Origin of the sequence: Halomonas sp. JS92-SW72 (assembly GCF_003547075.1) — a bacterium.
GTDB classification, from domain to species: domain Bacteria; phylum Pseudomonadota; class Gammaproteobacteria; order Pseudomonadales; family Halomonadaceae; genus Halomonas; species Halomonas alkalicola.
Window position 1 is genome coordinate 1,264,266 of sequence record NZ_CP032147.1, and the last position, 19,277, is coordinate 1,283,542.

The 19,277-nt window shown below is 67.2% G+C and carries 16 protein-coding genes; 2 read left to right on the top strand and 14 right to left on the bottom strand.

Annotation, left to right across the window (positions count from 1 at the left end; genetic code table 11):
* Positions 1–48: 48 nt before the first annotated feature.
* The 4 genes from D1793_RS06050 to D1793_RS06065 form a co-directional block, all read right to left on the bottom strand.
* Positions 49–1,800, bottom strand: a complete 1,752-nt coding sequence (locus tag D1793_RS06050; protein WP_119021349.1) for a restriction endonuclease subunit S — start codon at positions 1,798–1,800, stop codon at positions 49–51.
* Positions 1,797–3,287 carry a class I SAM-dependent DNA methyltransferase gene (locus D1793_RS06055; RefSeq protein WP_119021350.1) on the bottom strand — a complete coding sequence of 497 codons (1,491 nt, stop codon included), beginning with the start codon at positions 3,285–3,287 and terminating at the stop codon, positions 1,797–1,799. Before D1793_RS06055 ends, D1793_RS06050 begins: the two co-directional genes overlap by 4 nt.
* A 118-nt stretch (positions 3,288–3,405) precedes the next feature.
* Complete coding sequence (locus tag D1793_RS06060; RefSeq protein WP_119021351.1) at positions 3,406–5,832, bottom strand: DEAD/DEAH box helicase family protein; 2,427 nt, start codon at positions 5,830–5,832, stop codon at positions 3,406–3,408.
* A 243-nt stretch (positions 5,833–6,075) separates the two neighbouring features.
* Positions 6,076–6,390: an antibiotic biosynthesis monooxygenase family protein gene (locus D1793_RS06065; RefSeq protein WP_119021352.1), complete on the bottom strand. Its 315-nt coding sequence runs from the start codon at positions 6,388–6,390 to the stop codon at positions 6,076–6,078.
* Positions 6,391–6,513: 123 nt separating this feature from the next.
* Here D1793_RS06065 and D1793_RS06070 point away from each other — a divergent pair, with 123 nt between their 5' ends.
* Positions 6,514–7,107 carry a DUF4202 domain-containing protein gene (locus tag D1793_RS06070; protein WP_119021353.1) on the top strand — a complete coding sequence of 198 codons (594 nt, stop codon included), beginning with the start codon at positions 6,514–6,516 and terminating at the stop codon, positions 7,105–7,107.
* 18 nt (positions 7,108–7,125) lie between these two features.
* Here D1793_RS06070 and D1793_RS06075 read toward each other — a convergent pair whose 3' ends face one another.
* The 4 genes from D1793_RS06075 to D1793_RS06090 all read right to left on the bottom strand — a co-directional run bounded on the left by D1793_RS06075 (position 7,126) and on the right by D1793_RS06090 (position 11,697).
* Complete coding sequence (locus D1793_RS06075; protein ID WP_119021354.1) at positions 7,126–8,319, bottom strand: acetate/propionate family kinase; 1,194 nt, start codon at positions 8,317–8,319, stop codon at positions 7,126–7,128.
* Between the two features lies 1 nt (position 8,320).
* Positions 8,321–9,745: a bifunctional enoyl-CoA hydratase/phosphate acetyltransferase gene (locus D1793_RS06080; RefSeq protein ID WP_119021355.1), complete on the bottom strand. Its 1,425-nt coding sequence runs from the start codon at positions 9,743–9,745 to the stop codon at positions 8,321–8,323.
* Positions 9,746–9,871: 126 nt separating this feature from the next.
* Positions 9,872–10,933, bottom strand: coding sequence for a C45 family peptidase (locus D1793_RS06085; RefSeq protein WP_119021356.1), 1,062 nt, complete (start codon positions 10,931–10,933; stop codon positions 9,872–9,874).
* A 2-nt stretch (positions 10,934–10,935) separates the two neighbouring features.
* Entirely contained in the window at positions 10,936–11,697 is a 762-nt protein-coding gene (locus tag D1793_RS06090) for a dienelactone hydrolase family protein (protein ID WP_119021357.1), read from the bottom strand.
* Between the two features lie 199 nt (positions 11,698–11,896).
* Between D1793_RS06090 and D1793_RS06095 the strand changes: the two genes are divergently transcribed.
* On the top strand, positions 11,897–13,102 hold the full coding sequence (locus D1793_RS06095; RefSeq protein WP_119021358.1) for an ABC transporter substrate-binding protein: 1,206 nt from the start codon (positions 11,897–11,899) through the stop codon (positions 13,100–13,102).
* A 218-nt stretch (positions 13,103–13,320) separates the two neighbouring features.
* Here the strand turns inward: D1793_RS06095 and D1793_RS06100 are convergent, their stop codons facing one another.
* The 6 genes from D1793_RS06100 to D1793_RS06125 form a co-directional block, all read right to left on the bottom strand.
* A complete protein-coding gene (locus D1793_RS06100) occupies positions 13,321–14,631 on the bottom strand; it encodes a branched-chain amino acid ABC transporter permease (RefSeq protein WP_119021359.1) in 1,311 nt (436 codons plus the stop codon).
* Positions 14,631–15,638 carry a branched-chain amino acid ABC transporter permease gene (locus D1793_RS06105; RefSeq protein WP_119021360.1) on the bottom strand — a complete coding sequence of 336 codons (1,008 nt, stop codon included), beginning with the start codon at positions 15,636–15,638 and terminating at the stop codon, positions 14,631–14,633. The genes D1793_RS06100 and D1793_RS06105 overlap by 1 nt, the downstream gene beginning before the upstream one ends.
* Before the next feature lie 24 nt (positions 15,639–15,662).
* Entirely contained in the window at positions 15,663–16,367 is a 705-nt protein-coding gene (locus D1793_RS06110) for an ABC transporter ATP-binding protein (RefSeq protein WP_119021361.1), read from the bottom strand.
* A 63-nt stretch (positions 16,368–16,430) separates the two neighbouring features.
* Entirely contained in the window at positions 16,431–17,195 is a 765-nt protein-coding gene (locus tag D1793_RS06115; protein ID WP_119021362.1) for an ABC transporter ATP-binding protein, read from the bottom strand.
* A 107-nt stretch (positions 17,196–17,302) separates the two neighbouring features.
* Positions 17,303–18,742 carry a sodium-dependent transporter gene (locus D1793_RS06120; protein WP_119021363.1) on the bottom strand — a complete coding sequence of 480 codons (1,440 nt, stop codon included), beginning with the start codon at positions 18,740–18,742 and terminating at the stop codon, positions 17,303–17,305.
* 125 nt (positions 18,743–18,867) lie between these two features.
* On the bottom strand, positions 18,868–19,203 hold the full coding sequence (locus D1793_RS06125) for a hypothetical protein (RefSeq protein ID WP_119021364.1): 336 nt from the start codon (positions 19,201–19,203) through the stop codon (positions 18,868–18,870).
* Positions 19,204–19,277 lie beyond the last annotated feature (74 nt).

Below are 19,277 nucleotides of genomic sequence, written 5' to 3' on the forward strand. Positions count from 1 at the left end.
GTTCTTACTTGCTCTGTCCTCCCGGGATGGCTCAGGTGGTCTAAGCCATCAGTTCACCGCCTGTTCCACCACTGCCTCGGCGAGGTGAGTGCGGGTCGCGCCGGCCTCGCCCAGGCGGGCCTTGAGCTGGTCGCAGAGGGCCATCAGCTCGTCGACTTTGTCGACGATGCGGTGTTGTTCATCTTTCGGGGGGAGTGGAAAGACGACTTTTCCAATCTGGCCCGTAGATATGTGCGGTACTCCGTTGCTTCGTCCGGGATCAATTGAGCTTGTGAACATAGCAGAGTTGAGCCAGTATTCTAAGTAGCGAGTGATAACTGTGTCCGAATACGGCTGGAAACGAGCGACACGCTGAAGCAAAAGACATGGAAGGTCTTTTTCTTTAACGACTGAGTATTTTAATCCAGTGCTGATTAGAGGGCGGTCGAGTGAGATCACCAAGTCTCCACTGCGCAGGGAGAATCTTTGATATTCACTCGCCATGCTTTCCGGCAGTAGGGCGCATTCACTCCAATCAATTACACCATGTGAAATGTTTATATTTCGCAGAAGCTTAATGCCAGAATGGCTAAACCATCCGCTTTTGAATGCGTATCCGTTTTGAAGATCGTATAGCTCTGTCATCCTTGTAAAAGCCCAGTTATGAGGTGCCTCAAACGACTTCTCTTCCTCCGCAACCTCCAGCAATTTCTTCGGCTTCTTGATCTTCCCTTCCTTGACCAGCCTGGCCTTCTCCTCGGCGATACGCTGCAGCAGCACGCTGGCGGGTTCATCATTGGGATCCTGCTCCACCAGTCGCCCCATCACCGCCAGCTGAAGGATGGTCTGCTTCAACTTGTCGATGCTGGCTTCGGTGGTGAAGAGGGTATCGAAATGCTCGGCGATGCGGGCCCAGCTCGCGGTCACTTCCGCGGCATCGGCGGAGCGGGTGAGGGCGTCGAGCAGGGTATCGACCAACACCTCATGCGCTTCCAGCTGGTCGCCGACCTGCTGCTCAAGCCGGTCACATAGGGCCATTAGCTCGTCGACTTTTTCGACGATGCGGTGTTGCTCCAGAGCCGGTGGGATTGGTACTAAGCCCGAGAAAAATTGCTTGTCATTGATGGCTGGGTAAGCAATGCCTGACTGAACTGACTCCACGTAGCGAACGAAGGCAGGGCTTCTCAGGTAGTGAAGCAAAAATCTAGCTGGAATTCCGCCTAAAGGGTTGATGACGGCGAAAGCAGTGCTGGCGATAGGTTCAGGGTCAAACTGATCTTCTAATACGGCAATGTTTTGAAGATAGGGGCGAACGGTCGAGTATATGAGTGTGCCAGGCATAACCTTCTTTCTAGCACGCGAAGGGGCATCATCCGCGCTAATGACTTCAGGCCTTCTTATTTCCCCCTTGATGTTGTCAATTGCAGAAACATCAATATATGTAAGTTGCTGGTCTGGCTGCTTTTGCCCCCAGTCGTGCCCAACATCCTCAAGCTGACCCCAGCTCCACCCATTAGGAAGGTCAAAAGGTTTTTCCATTCCTGCAAGTTTGGGCAGCTGTCGCGGTTTCTTGATCTTCCCTTCCTTGACCAGCCTGGCCTTCTCCTCGGCGATGCGCTCCAGCAATACGCTGGCGGGCTCGTCGCTGGGGTCCTGCTCCACCAGCTTGCCGCGCACGGCGAGCTCCAGAATTAGCTCGCGCAGCTTCTTGATGCCGGTCAGCTCGATCTTTCCATTGTTGCCGCGGCCACCGCTGCGCTTCTGGGTCACGGCTCCGGTCCAGAGGTCGAGGTGGTCGGTAATCAGCTCGCGCGCGCTCATGCCTGTTCGCCCTCCCTGGAAGTCGCATGACTCAGCGCATCGCCAAGGATCTCCTTGAGCTGGTCGCGCAGCTCCTGGATCTCCGCCTGCTGCTGGGCGTACTTGGCCAGCAGCTCCTCTGGGTCGTGGCTGATCTGCTCACCCTGGTGGGGGTTCTTGATATCCAGGTTGTAGTTGCGCGCCTTGATCTCCTCGATGCCGACCTTCCAGGCCTGCTCGGTCTCCTCCCGGGCGGCGAAGCCGTCGCTCTCCTCACCCCACCAGTCGATCTCGGTGGCGAACTCCGCAAAGCGCATCGGCCGAGTCTTGCTGTAGCTCTTGGCCCCCTCGGGGTAGGGGTGCTCGTAGTACCAGATCTGCTCGGTGGGCCGGCCCTTGGTGAAGAAGAGCAGATTGGTCTTGATGCCGGTGTAGGGGTTGAACACCCCGTTGGGCAGGCGAACGATGGTGTGCAGGTTGCACTCGGAAAGCAGCTTCTCCTTGAGGCGGGTCTTCATGCCCTCGCCGAACAGGAAGCCGTCCGGCAGCACCACGGCGGCGCGGCCGCCCTCCTTCAAGAGCTGGATGAAGAGCGTCATGAAGAGGTCCGCGGTCTCGCGGGTGCGGAAAGCCTGGGGGAAGTTGGTCTCGATGCCGTCCTCCTCCATGCCGCCGAAGGGCGGGTTGGCGATGATCACATCCACCCGCTCCTTGGGCCCCCAGCTGATCAGCGGGCGGGCCAGGGCGTTGTCGTGGCGGATCTGCTCCGGCACCTCGATGCCGTGGAGGATCAGGTTGGTGGTGGCCAGCAGGTGGGGCAGGGGCTTCTTCTCGATGCCGCGGATGCTGGCCTGCAGGGTCTGCTCGTCCTCCGGGGTCTGCACGTAGCGGCTGCGCTTGTGCTCGATGGTGCAGGTGAGAAAGCCGCCGGTGCCGCAGGCCGGGTCCATCACGATCTCGTCGAGCTTGGGGTCCACCCGGTTGACCATGAACTCGGTCACCGCCCGCGGGGTGTAGAACTCGCCGGCGTTGCCTGCACTCTGCAGGTCCTTGAGGATCTGCTCGTACATGTCGCCGAGCTGGTGGCGGTCGGCCTGGGTGTTGAAGTCGATGCCGTCCTGCAGCCGGTTGATCACCTGGCGCATCAGCTGGCCGGACTTCATGTAGTTGTAGGCGTCCTCGAAGACGTTGCGGATCACCACGGCGCGGGTGTCGTCGCCGCGGGGCTGCAGCTGCTGCAGGCCGGGGAAGAGCATGGTGTCGACGAACTCCTTGAGCTCGTCGCCGGTCATGCCCTCGGGGTCGGCGGCCCAGCGGCGCCAGCGCAGCGGCTCGGGGATCGGCGAGCGGTAGGCGTCGTCAAACATCTCCCACTCCTGCTCCCGATCATCGAAGATCTTCAGGAACAGCATCCAGACGAGCTGGCCGATGCGCTGGGCGTCGCCATCGACGCCGACGTCCTTGCGCATGATGTCCTGGATGGACTTGATGGTGGTGCTGATGCTCATGGGGGTGTCGATTCCTTGCGATGCTGGGCAGATGCCGGTTCATCCACAGGCGGGAGGAGCGGCATCGGGGTGTGGATAACGCCGGGTGGCGCGATGGCGAATGGCGACAGGATACCGGTCAGCCGCTGGAGTGGTAGAGGGCATCTTCCAGCTCGTGGACGGCGCGAGTGTAGCCGGCCTTGCCGCCGAAGGCGTTGACCAGCTCCATGGGGGCGCCGATGGCGCTGAAGGGGGCCAGGGTGAGCACCTTGGGGTCCTCGATGGGCGTGATGCCGGCGTCGGCGTACTTCTCCACCAGCGACTCCAGCACCTTTCGCGCCTGGCCCTCGTAGCGGCCGAAGAGGTCGCGCTTCTTCACCTGCTCGGCGCGCTCACGGCGGGTCAGCGGCGGGCGATCGAAGGCGATATGGCAGATCACGTCGAAGGGGTCGGGCTCGTCGCCGAGCTTCTTGCCGAGCTCGGCGATCAGCTCCTCCCAGAAGATGCCCTGTTCGGCCAGCTCGTCGAGGATCGCCTGCTTGCGCTCGGCGTCGTGCCAGCGGCGCAGGAAGTCGTCGAGGGAGGCGAACTGCTCCTTCACCTTCTGACGGGTGTAATCGCGCAGGCTCTCGGTGATCAGCTTGCCGTCCGGGCCCAGGTACTGCACTCGCTCGGCCACCACGCTGACGGTGATGTCATCGACCACATACTTCACCCGCTTGCCCTGGCCTTCATCGTCACCGAAGGCGGTCACCGGCGCGGCCGTGGCGTCGTCGTTCTGCCAGGTGGCGCCATCCTCCAGCTCGTAGCCGGCGAGCTCTTCCTCGACGCCTTCCACTGCTGTCTCGCTCGCTTCCTGCTCATCATCCGGCGTGACGGGGTCGCCGGCGCCGGGCTGGTAGACCTTTACCGGGTCGCCGTCGAAGTCTGGGTCGGCGAACAGCTCGGTGGCCTTCTTGAAGTCGAGGATGGTGAACCAGTGCTTGTGGTAGTCGTCGTTGATGCGGGTACCGCGGCCGATGATCTGCTTGAACTCGGTCATCGACTGGATGCGTTGGTCGAGCACGATCAGCTTGCAGGTCTGGGCATCGACGCCGGTGGTCATCAGCTTGCTGGTGGTGGCGATGACTGGATAGCGCTCTTCGGGGTTGATGAAGTTGTCGAGCTCCGCCTTGCCCTCGGCCTCGTCGCCGGTGATGCGCATCACGTACTTGCGGTTCTCCGCCACCCGTTTGGGGTTGAGGTTGACCAGCGCCTGGCGCATGCGCTCGGCGTGGTCGATGTCCTCGCAGAAGACGATGGTCTTCTGGTAGGGGTCGCTGCCCTCCAGGAACTCGGTGATCTTGCGCGCCACCAGTTCGGTGCGTGGCTCCAGCACCAGCTGGCGGTCGAAGTCCTTCTGGTTGTAGATGCGGTCCTCGATCTCCTGGCCGAGCTTGTCGCGCTGCCCCTTGCTGGGCCGCCAGCCCTGCAGGTCGCGGTCGATATCCACGCGGATGACCTTGTAGGGGGCGAGGAAGCCATCCTCGATGCCCTGCTTGAGCGAGTAGGTGTAGAGCGGCTCGCCGAAGTAGTCGATGTTGGAGACCTCTTTCGTCTCCTTGGGCGTGGCGGTCAGGCCGATATGGGTAGCGGACGCGAAGTAGTCGAGCACCCGGCGCCAGGCGGAATCCACCGCGGCGCTGCCCCGGTGGCATTCGTCGATGACGATCAGGTCGAAGAAGTCCGGCGAGAACTGGCGGTAGATGTTCTGCTCCTCCTCGCTGCCGGTCACCGCCTGGTAGAGCGACAGGTAGATCTCATACGACTTGTCCACCGTGCGGTTGGTGACCTTGGTCATCGCCTGGCCGAAGGGCTTGAAGTCGTTGTTCTTGGTCTGGTCGACCAGGATGTTGCGGTCGGCGAGGAAGAGGATGCGTTTCTTCTGTTTGGCCTTCCACAGCCGCCAGATGATCTGGAAGGCGGTGAAGGTCTTGCCGGTGCCGGTGGCCATCACCAGCAGGATGCGATCCTGGCCGCGGGCCACCGCCTCCACGGTGCGGTTGATGGCGATGCGCTGGTAGTAGCGCGGGCTGCGGCCGCTGCCGTCGTCATAGTAGGGCTGCTCCACCACCGGGCGCTCGGCGGGCCCCAGGCCCCGGTAGCGGCAGTAGCGTTCCCAGAGCATCTCCGGGGAGGGGAAGTCGTCGAGGCCGAGCACGGTCTCGGTCTGGCTGCCGAGGCCGGTGCGGTCGTGGAACAGGAAGCCGTCACCGTTGCTGGTGAACACGAAGGGCACGTCCAGGGCGTCGCTGTAGTCGAGCGCCTGCTGCATGCCGTCGCCGAGGCCGTGCTTGTTGTCCTTGGCTTCGATCACCGCGATGGGCTGGTTCTTGTGGTAGCTGAGCAGGTAGTCGGCGCGGCGGCGCTTGCCGCGAATATGCATCCGCCCGCGCACGATGATGCGCCCGGCGGTGAAGGAGACCTCCTCGCGCACCTGGGTCTGAATGTCCCAGCCGGCGCGCGCCAGCGCCGGGGTGATGAACTTGGTGCAGATGTCCCGTTCGCTGAGGGCCTTCTTGTCCATGGCAGCATCCTGCTTGTCGATGGCGGGGCGGGCATTGGTTACCCAAGCTTACGCTAGGCGAGCAGGCTAAGCATCCTGTGCCCGGCATGGGTGGCATGAGCTGACGGCAGCCAACACCGCCGGGGCGCCTGCGGCGCCATTCGTCGAAGCGTCGAACCGCGGGCAGAGCCGATCTCCCACCAGTCGCCTTAAGCTTCGTGGCAATCAGGCGGCAATCAGAAACGTCCTACTGCTTCCCTGCCCCTATTCCTCGGGGGGCATCACCACCCACTCCGGCTCCTCGAATTCGCCGATCAGGCGGATCTCGCAGCAGGGGGCGGCGCTCTTGATGATCGCCTTCACCGTCGGGTCGCGCCTGGCCTCCATGGCGTCGCGGCTGGCCTTGCTGTCCCAGTGGGCGATGGCGATCAGGGTGGTGGGGTCGTCGATCTTGCGGTGCAGCTCGGTGCCTCGCGCCCCCGGCGCCCGCTGGATGATCTCGCTGGCGCGCACCCAGGCCTCGGCGTACTCCTCGGCCCGGTAGCCGTCGCGGATATGCACCTCGAAGATGTATTTCATGGCGCCTCTCCCGGTCGGTTCTCCGCTCAGTGTATCTCCCCGGTGGCGTGGCTTCGCCCCGCTGCGGGCGTCCGCTGATATGCTGGGTGGCAGTGGGCCCTTCATCGATCACAAGGAGTGAGCATGTCCGATACCCCCTATGCGAAGACCCTGGCCGCCCTGGATGCGCTGCACGCGCAGGACCCGCGCCATGTGGAGGTGGAGGGGGCGCCGGCGCCCGTGCCCCGGGAGCTGTGGCACGCCGGGCGCATGAGCGCCTGGCTGGAGCGGCTGCATGAGCACCCCGACGAGCTGATGCGCCTGGCGGTGCGCGGCCAGCACCTGCAGCGCTGGCAGGTGCCGCGCAGCGACTACCCGGAGGGGCGGGTGGGCTACCTGACCTGGCGGCGCGACCAGGGCCAGCGTGCCGGCGAGACCACCGCCGCGCTGATGCGCGAGGCGGGCTTCGATGACGAGTCGGCCGAGGCGGTGCAGCGCATGATCCGCAAGCAGGGCCTGGGGCGCGACCCGGGCGCCCAGGCGGTGGAGGACTGCGCCTGCCTGGTGTTCCTGGAGAACTACTTCGCGGACTTCGCCAGGCAGATCGACCACGACCATCTGATCCGCATCGTGCAGATGACCTGGAAGAAGATGTCGCCCAAGGCCCATGAGCTGGCGCTGGGCCTGCCCATGAGCCCCGCGGCGCGGGCCCTGGTGGAGGAGGCGCTGGCGGACTAGGCTCTGTCCGAAAACTGCCTACGCCTGCCCCAGCAGGCGGGCGCTGTACCAGGCGATCATGCGCTCCTCGTCGGTGGGGATCACCCAGGCGCCCACGCGGCTCTCGGCACGGCTGATGCGGCTGGCGTCGCGGCGGTTGGCGTCGGGGTCGAGGGCCAGGCCCAGCCATTCACAGCCCCGGCAGATGGCCTCGCGCACCGGGGCGGCGCGCTCGCCGATACCGGCGGTGAAGACCAGTTGGTCGAGCCCGCCCAGGGCGGCCGCCAGGCTGCCGATCTCGCGCACGGCGCGGTAGGCGTAGAGCGCCACCGCTTCGCGGGCCTCCGCCGCGGGGCTTGCGAGCAGCTCGCGCATGTCGCTGCTGATGCCGGACACGCCGAGCAGGCCGGAGCGCTTGTAGAGCAGCTCGGTGACCTCGTCGGCGCTCATCCCCTCCTGCTGGATCAGGTGCAGCACCAGCCCCGGGTCGAGGCTGCCGCTGCGGGTGCCCATGGGCATTCCCTCGATGGCGGTGAAGCCCATGGTGGAGGCCACGCTCTGGCCGTTGCGGATGGCGCAGAGGCTGGCGCCGTTGCCCAGGTGGGCGACGATCACCCGCTCGCGGGGGGCATCGCCCAGGCAGGCCGGCAGCACCTGGTTGATGTAGTCGTAGGAGAGCCCGTGGAAGCCGTAGCGGATCAGTCCGCGCTCGGTCATCTCCCGGGGCAGGGCGAACCAGCGGGCGACCTCGGGCTGGTCGGCATGGAAGGCGGTGTCGAAGCAGGCCACCTGGGGCAGCTCGGGGTAGCGCTCGGCCAGCGCCGCCACCGGGGCCAGGCAGAAGGGCTGGTGCAGGGGTGCCAGCGACTCGAAGGCCTTGAGCGCGTCGGTGATCTCGGGGGTGAGGCGCACCGGACGATGGTAGGCGCGGCCGCCGTGGACCACGCGGTGCCCCACCGCGGCGAGCGCCAGGTCGGGGTGCGCCTCCAGCCAGCTCAGCAGGCGTGCGGTGGCGCCCGGCAGGTCGAGGCGCGGGGGCAGCTCGCCCATCTCCGCCGCCACCGGGCGGCCCTCGCCATCCGCCAGCGTGAAGCCGGGGGCGCCGCCGTTGAGCCCGGTGAACTTGCCGCGATAGCGGGGCGTCAGGGCGTCGAGGGAAGCGGCGCCCGCCAGCGGGTAGAGGGCAAATTTCAGGCTGGAGGAGCCGCTGTTGAGGGTCAGGATATGACGCATCTCAGGCTCCCGGCTCGGGCAGCCCCTGGCGCCGCTGGTGGTCGGCCACCAGCAGGGCCAGGGCGCAGGAGGCCATGCGGGTGATGGCCTCGTCGGCGCGGCTGGTGAGGATGATCGGGACCCGGGCGCCCAGTACCAGGCCGGCGCCGGTGGCATCGGCCAGGTAGGTCAGCTGCTTCATCAGCATGTTGGCGGACTCCAGGTCCGGGGCCACCAGGATATCGGCGCGCCCGGCCACCGGGGAGTCGATGCCCTTGGTGCGCGCGGCGCTCTCCGAGATGGCGTTGTCGAAGGCCAGCGGGCCGTCCAGGGTGCCGCCGCAGATCTGGCCGCGGTCGGCCATCTTGCACAGGGCGGCGGCGTCCAGGGTGGAGGGGATCCGGGGGTTGACCGTCTCCACCGCGGAGAGGATGGCCACCCTGGGGGCCTGGTTGCCCAGGGCGTGGGCCAGCTCGATGGCGTTGCAGATGATGTCGCGCTTCTGGTCGAGGCTCGGCGAGATATTGATGGCGGCGTCGGTGATGAACAGCGGGCGCGGGTAGGTCGGCACGTCGAAGGCCATCACGTGGCTGATGCAGCGCTCGGTGCGCAGGCCGCCGTCGCGCTTGAGCACCTCGTGCATCAGCTCGTCGGTGTGCAGGGCCCCCTTCATCAGGGCCTCGGCGCGTCCCTCCCGCACCAGCGCCACGGCGCGCTCCGCGGCGGCGTGGCTGTGGGGCACGTCGATCAGCTCGAACTCGCTGATATCGAGCCGGGCGGCATCCGCCGCGGCGCGGATCTTCGCCTCCGGGCCCACCAGCAGGGGGATGATCAGGCCCTGGTGGGCGGCGGCCACGGCGCCGGTCAGCGAGACATCGTCCACCGGGTGCACCACCGCCACGGGGATGGCGGGGGGGTGGTCGGCGGCGGAGAGGATCTCGTGCAGGCGGCCGCGTTCGGCCAGGCGCACCGTGGGCAGCACGGCACGGGGCCGGCGGATCTTCTCCGTGGGGGCGAGCACGCGGGCCTCGCCCTCGATCACCACCTTGCCCCGCTGGTTCTCGCAGCGGCAGTCGAGGGTCAGCTGCGAGCGGGCATCGTCCTTGGCGCTGACGCGCACGCTGACCCTGAGCACGTCGCCGAGGGCGACCGGTGCCCGGAAGCTCAGCGTCTGGCCCAGGTAGAGGGTGCCGGGGCCGGGCAGCTGGGTGCCTAGCACCGTGGAGATCAGCGCGCCGCCCCACATGCCGTGGGCGATGACCTCCTGGAAGCGCGAGCTGCGCGCGAAGTCGTCGTCCACATGGGAGGGGTTGATGTCGCCGGACATGATGGCGAACAGCTTGATGTCATCCAGGGTCAGGCGCTTCTCGAGGTGCGCCTCGTCGCCTACCTGGATCTCGTCGAAGGTGCGGTTCTCGATGTAGCGGTTGTCGTGGGGGGCATCCATGGGGCGGCTCCGGAGGTGGGTTACTGCGATGCAGCAAATTCAGCCCCCATCATAGCCTGTCCCGGCCGCCCTTGCGTTGACCCGCGGGACGTCGCGTCCCCCGGGCCGCTGTGCCGGGGGCACGCCTCACAGCCTCACCACCAGCGCCTCCTCGGACTCGCAGGGCTTGCCGTGGCGCACGGCGAGGCGCCGCTCGGTGAGGTTCATCACCACCCCGAACAGCGTCTCCATGCGCTCCTCCGGGGGCTGGGCGGGGTTGAAGTGGCGGCAGATCGAGAGCGGTTCGCCGTCGTGGTCGGCGAGGATCTCGAACAGGGCGCGCTCGTCCACAGGGGCGCTCGGCGCCGGTTCCCGGCGCAGCAGGGCATCCAGGCGGGCCAGGCGCGGGCGCGAGTCGGCACGGGGGAAGTCCGCCACCTGGGCGGTGGCGTCCGGGGCGTAGAGGTGGTTGGTGTGGGTGACCACGCCGCCCTCGGCCGGCAGCCGGCCGGGCTCGCCGGGGTGCACCTCGAGCCCCACCGCCTCGCCCTCGGCGCTGGCCACCAGGAAGTGGGCCGGGGAGCAGACCCGGTCGCGGCTGGCCACCGCCAGGGCGCTTTCCATGTCGGGGCTCTCGAGGATCTTGCGCAGCGCCACGTGGATCGGCAGCCCCTCGCCGCAGGTCTGCGAACGGATGGCGTTGAGGCAGACGCCGATGCCGTGGGCGTTGAACCCGATCTTGGCCACCATGCCCGCCTCGCCGACGCTCACCAGCGGGGCGCTGGTCTCGCCCTGGATCTTCAGCACCACCACGTTGTGCAGCTGGTCGGTGCGCCAGTCCCAGTTCTGGGCCAGCCACTGGGTGCCGGCGCGCTGCAGGGCGAAGGCGGAGCAGCCGCCGCTGGCGCGGGTCAGCGAGATCTCGCTGCGGCAGTTGAGGGTGAGGATGTCGATGGGCTCGACCCCGGCCCCCTCGGCGATGGCGTCCATCTCCTCGAGGATCTCGGGAAAGCCGCGTTCGATCATGCGCCCGAAGCGTGCCGCCTCGACCCGGGCCCGCACCCAGCGTATGCCCACGAAGTCGTGGAAGAGCCGGTCGTAGACCTCCAGGCTGCGCTGGATCAGCCGGGCGTGGGTGCGGCCGTGGGCCAGGCCGATCTCGCGGCGGCTGCCGCCGAGCTCGGTGACGGTGAGCAGCTGCTGCAGCATGGTCAGAGTGCCTCGTCGAGCAGGATCAGGAAGGCGCTCCAGGCGCGGGCATCGGCGTGCGCCCGGTAGGCGTCGCTGCCGAACACGGTGAAGGCGTGGGGCGCGCCGGAGTAGACCTGGATCTCGTAGGTCGCCTCGGCGGCCTCCAGCTCCTCGGCCAGGGTGGCGACCTCGCTCATGGGAATGGCGCTGTCGGCGCCGCCGTGGGCGATCAGGATCGGCCCGGCGCCCTGTGGCCAGCTCTGCCCCTCGGGGGTGGCCAGGCCGCCGTGGAAGCTGGCGAAGCCGTGCACCGCCTCGGCCTCGCCGGAGCGGGCCAGCTCGAGGGCCACGGCGCCGCCGAAGCAGTAGCCCATGATCACGCTGGGCTCGGCGGCGCCCTGGGCGCGGGCCTCGGCCAGGCCGGCCAGGGTCAGGGTGCGCATGCGCTCGCGGTCCTCGTAGAGGCGGGCGGTCTCGGTGCGCTTGTTCTCGATCTCCTGGGGCCGGTTGCCCTGGCCGTAGAGGTCCACGGCGAAGGCGTCATACCCCTGCGCGGCGAGCATGTCGGCGCGCTGGCGCTCGTAGTCGTCCAGGCCGTCCCAGTCGTGGATGATCAGTACGCTGCCGCGGGCCTCCCCCTCGGCGGTGGCGAGATAGCCCTCGAAGGCCTCGCCGTTCACCTCGTAGACGAGATCGGTGCCGGCGGGGGTGTAGGCGTGGGCGCCGCCGGCGGCAAGCACCAGGGTGGCGGTCAGAGGCAGGACGAGGGACAGGGGGCGCATGGCGTGCTCCAGGCAACGGACGGGGTCGGGGCCTTTCAGTATAGGCAGGCTGGCGTGCCCTGCTGGCGGCGCAGGGAGTTGACCGATGGGGCAGCCAGCGTTGGCAGCGACGGCTTGTGTTTTTCCTCGAGGCCTTCCAGATTGGAATCGGGAAACCCTCAAAGACTCCTGAACATCGCAACCTGCACGGGAACACAATATGAAGAAGAGCATCCTGTCGATGGCCATCGCGGCCTCCGCACTGAGTCTGGCCGGCGCGGCCCAGGCCGAGGTCAAGGTCGGCTTCCTGGGCGGCTTCACCGGCCCCATCGAGAGCCTGACGCCACCGATCTACGAGGGTGCCCGCCTGGCGGTGCAGCAGGTCAACGAGCAGGGCGGCATCCTGGGCGGCCAGACCCTGGTGATGCCCAGCGCCGACACCACCTGCGCCGACGCCTCCGCGGCCTCCAACGCGGCGGACCGCATGGTCAACACCGAGAACGTCACCGCCATCGTCGGCGCGCTCTGCACCGGGGCGACCATCGCCGCGGCCAACAACGCGGCGATCCCCGGCGGGGTGGTGATGGTCTCGCCGGCCTCCACGGCGCCGGCGGTGAGCGAGCTCGACGACAACGACCTGGTGTTCCGTACCGTGCCCTCGGACGCCTTCCAGGGCGAGATGCTGGCCAAGCTGGTGCTCGACAAGGGCATCGACTATGTGGCCGTGACCTATGTGAACAACGACTATGGCCGCGGCCTGTCGGACGCCTTCACCGAGGCCTTCGTGGCGGGTGGCGGCGAGGTGGCCGAGAACCTGGCCCACGAGGATGGCCGCGCCGACTACCGCTCCGAGCTGGGCTCGCTGTCGGCCACCGGTGCCGACACCCTGGTGGTGCTGGCCTACGCCGACTCCTCCGGCCAGACGGTGCTGCGCCAGGCCTATGAGGCGGGCACCTTCACCCAGTACGTGGGCGCCGACGGCATGGTGGGCGACAGCCTGGTCGAGGCGGTGGGCGCCGATGTGCTGGAGGGCATGATCGCCACCCGCCCGGGCAGCCCCGACCTGCCGGGCACCGAGATCTTCAACGAGGCCGCCGAGGCCGCCGGCATCGACCCCAGCGCGGTGTTCGCCGCCCAGGCCTACGATGCCGCCTTCCTGGTGGCGCTGGCCATCGAGCAGAACGGCAGCGCCGAGCGCGAGGGGCTCTCCGCGGCGCTGCGCAGCGTCTCCAGTGCCCCGGGCGAGATCATCCTGCCCGGCGAGTGGGAGAAGGCCGTGGAGCTGATTGCCGCCGGCACCGAGATCAACTACGAGGGCGCCTCCGGCAGCCACGAGTTCGACGAGGATGGCGACGTGCCGGGCGTGGTGGTGGAGATGGTGGTCGAGGACGGCCGCTTCGTCAGCAAGGGCTTCGTCGAGCCCTGAGCCTCCCGCGCTGAGCTGATCCGAGCTCTCTGACCAGAAAGGCCCCGGCGGTTTCCCGCCGGGGCCTTTCACGTTGATAAGGCTTTTTTCGAAAAGTCGTCGAGCGAAGGCCAGACAAGGCAAAAATCAGCGAAAGGACGGAGTTTACAGCTGTAAATGAGTACCTTGAGCTGATTTTTAACGCCGTATGGCCGAGCGTAGACAGTTTTCGATAAAGCCTACCCGTGGTGCCTGACCTTTTCAGGTAAGAGTCCTTGAGGCGCGAAGCGCAGCACCAGGGTGATCAGCAGGCCGATCACGAAGACCCGGGCCTGCAGGGCGCGGCTCTCGATGTTGCGCGGCGGCTCCCAGGCGAACCACAGGTCGCCGAGGTGCACCGCCAGGTTCATCACCGCCAGCGCCAGCGGCTCCGACATGATCCAGATGATGTAGACCGCCACGGCGCCGAAGATGGTGCCCAGGTTGTTGCCCGGCCCGCCCAGGATCACCATCACCAGCACCAGGAAGGTGTGGTTGAGCGGCAGGTAGCCCTGGGGGTCGAAGAGGCTGTTGAAGGTGGCCAGCACCCCGCCGCCCAGCCCCATCAGGACGCAGCCCAGCACGAAGATCTCCAGGCGGCGCTGGTTGATGTCCTTGCCCATGGCGGAGGCGGCCACCTCGTTGTCGCGGATGGCGCGGATCATCCGCCCCCAGGGGGCGTTATAGGCGCGGTGCAGCAGGAAGAAGATCACCGCGATCATCACCGCCGTCACCGAGAGGTAGAGCGCCCGAGCCAGGGTGAAGCCCAGCTCCGCCGGCCCCGGGGTGGGCCAGGGCAGCGGCGAGACGGTGGCGGTGCCGCGGGTCAGCCAGTCGGAGTTCTTGAGGAAGGCCTTGATGATCTCGGCGATGCCCAGGGTGGCGATGGCCAGGTAGTCGCTGCGCAGCCCCAGGCAGATATGGCCGATGAAGTAGCCCACCGCCCCGGCCAGCGCCCCGCCGACGATCCAGCCGGTCCAGGCCGGCAGGCCCAGGCCGCCGACGAAGCCCGCCCGTGACTGGATCTCGCCGGTGACTCCGCGCAGCAGGCTGATCACCACCAGGTAGAGCACCACCGCCAGCACGATGGCGATCAGGGTGCGCAGCCGCTTGGGCACGCCGATGCGGTCGAGCCTAGTGGCGCCAAACACCAGCATGGCGGCGGCCGCCGCGTAGAGCAGCACCCGGGCCAGCTCGCCGGGCAGCTCGCTCTCCCAGAAGGCGGGGTTGACCGGGACGCTGAAGGCCATGGCGCAGTAGCCGCCGAGGGCCACGAAGCCCATCACCCCGGCATTGAACTGGCCGGCGTAGCCCCACTGGATGGTCAGGCCGAGGGCCAGGATGGCGTAGCAGGCGGCCTCCACCAGCATGCGGGTGCTGTAGGCCGCCCCCATCGCCATGTAGACCCCGAGGATGGCCGCCAGCAGGGCGGCAAACAGCACCACCTCGCGGAGGGGGAAGCGCGAGGGGGCGGCGACCAGGTCCTCGCGGCGCTTGTCGGTCGTGTTCATCAGATCACCTTGCCCTTGAAGATGCCGGTCGGACGCCATACCAGGATGGCCACCAGGATGAAGAAGGGAACCACGATCTTGTACTCGGTGCTCACGAAGGCCAGGTTGCGCGGCAGCTCCAGCCACTCCGGGAAGTGGTGGGCGATGGGCCGCAGCAGCACCGACCAGTTGAACACCGCCAGGGTCTCGGCGAAGCCCACCACGAAGCCGCCGGCGATGGCGCCGTAGGGGTGGCCCACGCCGCCGACGATGGCCGCGGCGAAGATCGGCAGCAGCAGGAAGAAGCTGAGGTCCGGCTTGAAGGTGACGTCCAGCGACAGCAGGGTGCCGGCGATGGCGGCGAGCCCCCCGGCGATCACCCAGGTCACCGCCACGATGGCGTTGGTGTTGATCCCCGAGGCGCGGGCCAGGTCGGGGTTGTCCGACATGGCGCGCATCGCCTTGCCCAGCCGCGAGCGGTTGAGGAAGAGGTGCAGGCCTACCACGCAGGCGATGGTCAGCACGAAGAGGATGATCTGCGGCTCGGTGATCACGATGGGCGCGCGCACCCCCTCGAAGGGCAGGGCGAGGCGGTAGATCTCCTTGCGCTCGCCGGCCATGTAGAGGTTCTGGGCGCTGGTGCCGGCGAACAGCCGGATCAGCCCCTGCAGCATCAGGGTGACCCCGAGCGAGCCGATCACGATGACGATGGGCTTCACCCCGTGGGCGCGCAGCGGCTTGTAGAAGGCCTTGTCGATGCCCACGGCGAGCAGGGCGGTGAGCACCATGGCCGCCGGCAGCATGACCACCGGGGTGGGCAGCCCCACGACGGCCCCCACGCCCGGGAAGGCCGCGGTGAGCAGCAGCACCATGAAGGCGCCGAAGGTCATCATGTCGGCGTGGGCGAAATGGGCGAAGCGCATGATGCTGAAGATCAGCGTCACGCCGATGGCGCCGATGGCGTAGATCGAGCCGGTGACGCTGCCGGCGATGATCACGTTGTTGATGAAGAAGACGAGTTCGTTCACGACGGTTGTTCTCCTGTCCCTGGCTCAGCCGCCCAGGAAGCTCCTGGCCACTTCCGGGTCCGCCAGCAGGGCGGCACCGGTATCGGTGAAGCGGTTCTGGCCGGCGGCCAGCACGAAGCCCTTGTCGGCGATGGCCAGCGCCTGCTTGGCGTTCTGCTCCACCATCAGGATGCCCACGCCGGCGGCGTTGATCTGCTTCACCTGCTCGAAGATCTCGTTCATGTAGAGCGGCGAGAGGCCCGCGGTGGGCTCGTCGAGCAGCAGCAGGCTGGGCTCGGCCATCAGCGCCCGGCCCATGGCCACCATCTGGCGCTGGCCGCCGGAGAGCTCGCCGGCGGGCTGGTGGCGCTTGTCATAGAGCGGTGGGAAGAAGTCGTAGATCCGCTTGAGCATGCGCTTGACGTTCTGGGGCTTGAGGAAGGCACCCATCTCCAGGTTCTCCTTCACCGTGAGGCTCGGAAAGACGTTCTTCTCCTGGGGAACGAAGCCCATGCCCTGCTGCACCAGCTTGTTGGGGGGCAGGTTGTGGATCGGCTCGCCGCGCAGCAGGATCTCGCCCTGGGTCACGGTCAGCAGGCCGAACACGGCCTTGAGCATGGTGGACTTGCCGGCGCCGTTGGGGCCGACGATGACGCCGATCTCGTCGGCCTCGATGGCCATGTTCACCCCGTTGAGGATGTTCATGCCGCCGTAGCCGCCATGGACGTCGCGCGCATCTAGGAGTGGCATCGTGGGGGAGTCCCTGGGTGTGTTGTTCTTTGGAGTTCGTTGTGGATGTCGCTGCAGCGTGCGTCAGGCGGAGCCGAAATAGGCTTCGATGACCTCCGGGTTGCTCTGGATCTCCTGGATCGTACCCTCCACCATCACGCTGCCCTGGGCCAGCACGATCACCGGGTCGCAGAGCCTCGCGATCATGTCCATGTCGTGCTCGATGACCAGGAAGGTGTAGCCCAGCTCGCGGTTGAGGCGCTCGATGTTCTCCACCAGGTCGCCCAGCAGGGTGCGGTTGACCCCGGCGGCGATCTCGTCGAGCAGCACCACCCGGGCGTCGGTCATCATGGTGCGGCCGAGCTCGAGCAGCTTCTTCTGGCCGCCGGAGAGGTTGCCGGCCAGCTCGTTGCGCACGTGGTAGAGCCCGATGAAGTCGATCACCTCCAAGGCCTTGCGGCGCACCCCCTCCTCCTGGGCCCGCACCAGCCCCGGCTTGAGCCAGGCGTTGAAGAGCCCCTCGCCGGCCTGGGCGGGGGGCACCATCATCAGGTTCTCCAGGGCGGTCATCTGGGAGAACTCGTGGGCGATCTGGAAGGTGCGCAAGAGCCCCTTGTGGAAGAGCTCGTTGGCGGGGCGGTTGGTGATCTCCTCGCCGTCGAGCAGCACCTGGCCGCTGTCCAGCGGCAGGGCGCCGGCGATGATGTTGAACAGCGTCGACTTGCCCGCTCCATTGGGGCCGATCAGCCCGGTGATGGAGCCCTTCGCCACCGAGAGCGAGCAGTCGTTGATGACCCTGAGGCCACCGAAGGCCTTGTGGACGTGCCGCACGTCGATCATGGGTGTCATGGATGCTTCCATTGTTCTTGTTGCATGGTTCCAGGTGCATTGTGCTTGCCGAATTCGCTGCCGCTCGCGCGGTCGAGGCGCCGCCGCCCGGGGCGGCGGCGCGACCGTCACTGCTCCTGGCTGTCTTCCACCAGGAAGGTGCGCCCGGCGGCGAAGGCACCGACGATCACCAGGGCGCCGACGGTGGGGATCAGGTAGCCCTCCACCTGGGGGATGGCGCGCAGGAAGACGAAGGCCACCGCCGCCGGGGCCACGAAGCGCACCAGGAAGCGCCAGATGGCGAACCAGGTCTCGTTGGTGCGCATCTCCTTCATCACCTCGCTGTGGGTCAGCGCCCAGCCGGCGAAGAGCGCGATCAGAAGGCCGCCCAGCGGCATGAAGATGTTGGTGAGCAGCTCGATGAAGTCGAAGGCGCTGCGCCCGAACAGGGCGTGGAAGAGGGTGCCCTCGGCGTAGACGTTGAAGCTGACCACGGTGAGCAGGCCCAGCGCCCAGCTGGCCACCACCATGGCGAACACCGCCTGGGGGCGGGTCATGTCGAAGCGCTCCACCAGGAAGGCGGCCACCGGCTCGATCAGCGAGATGGAGGAGCTGATGGCCGCCCCCAGCACCAGGATGAAGAAGACCCCGCCGATCAGCGCGCCGAAGGGCATCTCGGCGAAGGCCAGCGGCAGGGTGACGAACATCAGCCCCGGGCCCTGGCCGGCGTCGAGGCCGGCGCCGAACACCAGCGAGAAGATCGCCAGGCCCGCGACCATGGCCACGGCGGTGTCGACGATGGTGACGGCGGTGCGGGTCAGCGAGAGGTCGCTGGACATGTAGGCGCCGTAGGCCATGATCGCGCCCATGCCGAGGCTCAGGGTGAAGAACGACTGCCCCATGGCGGCCAGCCAGCCCTCCAGGCTCAGGTCGGCGAGGTTGAAGGTGAAGAGGAAACTGGCCGCGGCGCCGAAGTCGCCGTTGGCCACGCCGTAGGCGAGCACCACCAGCAGGATGACGAACAGCGCCGGCATGATGATGCGCAGCCCGCTCTCGATGCCCTTGTGGATGCCCATGCCGACGATCAGCCCCGAGGCGATGATGAACAGGGTGTGGTAGAGGGTCAGCAGGGCCGGCGAGGCGAGCAGGGCCTCGAAGCCGGCGCCGATGGTGGCGGCATCGGCGCCGGCCAGCGAGCCGGTGAGCATCTGCCAGGTGTAGTGGATCGCCCAGCCGGCGATCACCGAGTAGAAGCTGAGGATCAGGAAGGCCGAGGCGGCCCCCAGCCAGCCGATGGACTCCCAGGCCCGCGAGGTGTTGTGGGTGCGGGTCAGGAAGCGCATGCCCATGATCGGGCTTCGGCGGCTGCTGCGGCCGAGCATTGTCTCGGCGATCAGGATCGGGATGCCCACCGCGAAGATGGTCAGGGCGTAGACCAGAATGAAGGCACCGCCGCCGTTCTCCCCGGTCAGGTAGGGAAAGCGCCAGAGGTTGCCGAGACCCACCGCCGAGCCGACGGCGGCCAGCAGGAAGGTGCCCTTGTGGGTCCAGACGTTATGCTTGCTCATGGTGGCTCCAGAACGCGAATCGATGGCCTTGTGGGCCCGTGTCGCAACTTTGCGGCAAAACGCGGTCAGGAGCCAGCCACCAAGCGTTTATCGGCCGTTAAGTTCGGCGATGGTGTCGCTATCGACTAGCGCTGTTCGTCGTCATCCTCGTCGTCGTCCCGGGCCTCGCCGACGCGGGGCTCCAGGGCGCGGGAGTCGTCCGGCAGGCGCACGGTGTCGCCCAGGGCGAGCTTGCCGTGGGACTTCAGCCGCCGGCCGTTGTTGACGGCGATGATCGCCGCCACCTCGCCGATGCTGGTGCCCTCCACGTAGGCCTCCACCTTCACCCGAACCACGGCGCCCTGGTAGCGCGCCGAGAGGATGTCGCCGGGGCCGGGGGCCGAGTGGCCCATGGGGTCCTTCTCGAAGTGGCGCATCACGCTGTCGGCGCCGGGGTCGTCCCACTCCACGTGCTTGTGCATGCCGGTTCTCCTCTGTGGATGGCGGATCGAGTTGGCAGGCTACCAGCATAGAAGATGCCGGGGCCGAGAACGAC

What these genes read in the sequence shown, in the direction of transcription:
- D1793_RS06095 (WP_119021358.1), top strand. Translation starts at nt 11,897, where the DNA reads ATGAAGAAGAGCATCCTGTCGATGGCCATCGCGGCCTCCGCACTGAGT.
- D1793_RS06075 (WP_119021354.1), bottom strand. Translation starts at nt 8,319, where the DNA reads ATGCGTCATATCCTGACCCTCAACAGCGGCTCCTCCAGCCTGAAATTT.
- D1793_RS06125 (WP_119021364.1), bottom strand. Translation starts at nt 19,203, where the DNA reads ATGCACAAGCACGTGGAGTGGGACGACCCCGGCGCCGACAGCGTGATG.
- D1793_RS06080 (WP_119021355.1), bottom strand. Translation starts at nt 9,745, where the DNA reads ATGGATGCCCCCCACGACAACCGCTACATCGAGAACCGCACCTTCGAC.
- D1793_RS06110 (WP_119021361.1), bottom strand. Translation starts at nt 16,367, where the DNA reads ATGCCACTCCTAGATGCGCGCGACGTCCATGGCGGCTACGGCGGCATG.
- D1793_RS06055 (WP_119021350.1), bottom strand. Translation starts at nt 3,287, where the DNA reads ATGAGCATCAGCACCACCATCAAGTCCATCCAGGACATCATGCGCAAG.
- D1793_RS06085 (WP_119021356.1), bottom strand. Translation starts at nt 10,933, where the DNA reads ATGCTGCAGCAGCTGCTCACCGTCACCGAGCTCGGCGGCAGCCGCCGC.
- D1793_RS06070 (WP_119021353.1), top strand. Translation starts at nt 6,514, where the DNA reads ATGTCCGATACCCCCTATGCGAAGACCCTGGCCGCCCTGGATGCGCTG.
- D1793_RS06100 (WP_119021359.1), bottom strand. Translation starts at nt 14,631, where the DNA reads ATGAACACGACCGACAAGCGCCGCGAGGACCTGGTCGCCGCCCCCTCG.
- D1793_RS06115 (WP_119021362.1), bottom strand. Translation starts at nt 17,195, where the DNA reads ATGACACCCATGATCGACGTGCGGCACGTCCACAAGGCCTTCGGTGGC.
- D1793_RS06060 (WP_119021351.1), bottom strand. Translation starts at nt 5,832, where the DNA reads ATGGACAAGAAGGCCCTCAGCGAACGGGACATCTGCACCAAGTTCATC.
- D1793_RS06050 (WP_119021349.1), bottom strand. Translation starts at nt 1,800, where the DNA reads ATGAGCGCGCGCGAGCTGATTACCGACCACCTCGACCTCTGGACCGGA.
- D1793_RS06065 (WP_119021352.1), bottom strand. Translation starts at nt 6,390, where the DNA reads ATGAAATACATCTTCGAGGTGCATATCCGCGACGGCTACCGGGCCGAG.
- D1793_RS06090 (WP_119021357.1), bottom strand. Translation starts at nt 11,697, where the DNA reads ATGCGCCCCCTGTCCCTCGTCCTGCCTCTGACCGCCACCCTGGTGCTT.
- D1793_RS06120 (WP_119021363.1), bottom strand. Translation starts at nt 18,742, where the DNA reads ATGAGCAAGCATAACGTCTGGACCCACAAGGGCACCTTCCTGCTGGCC.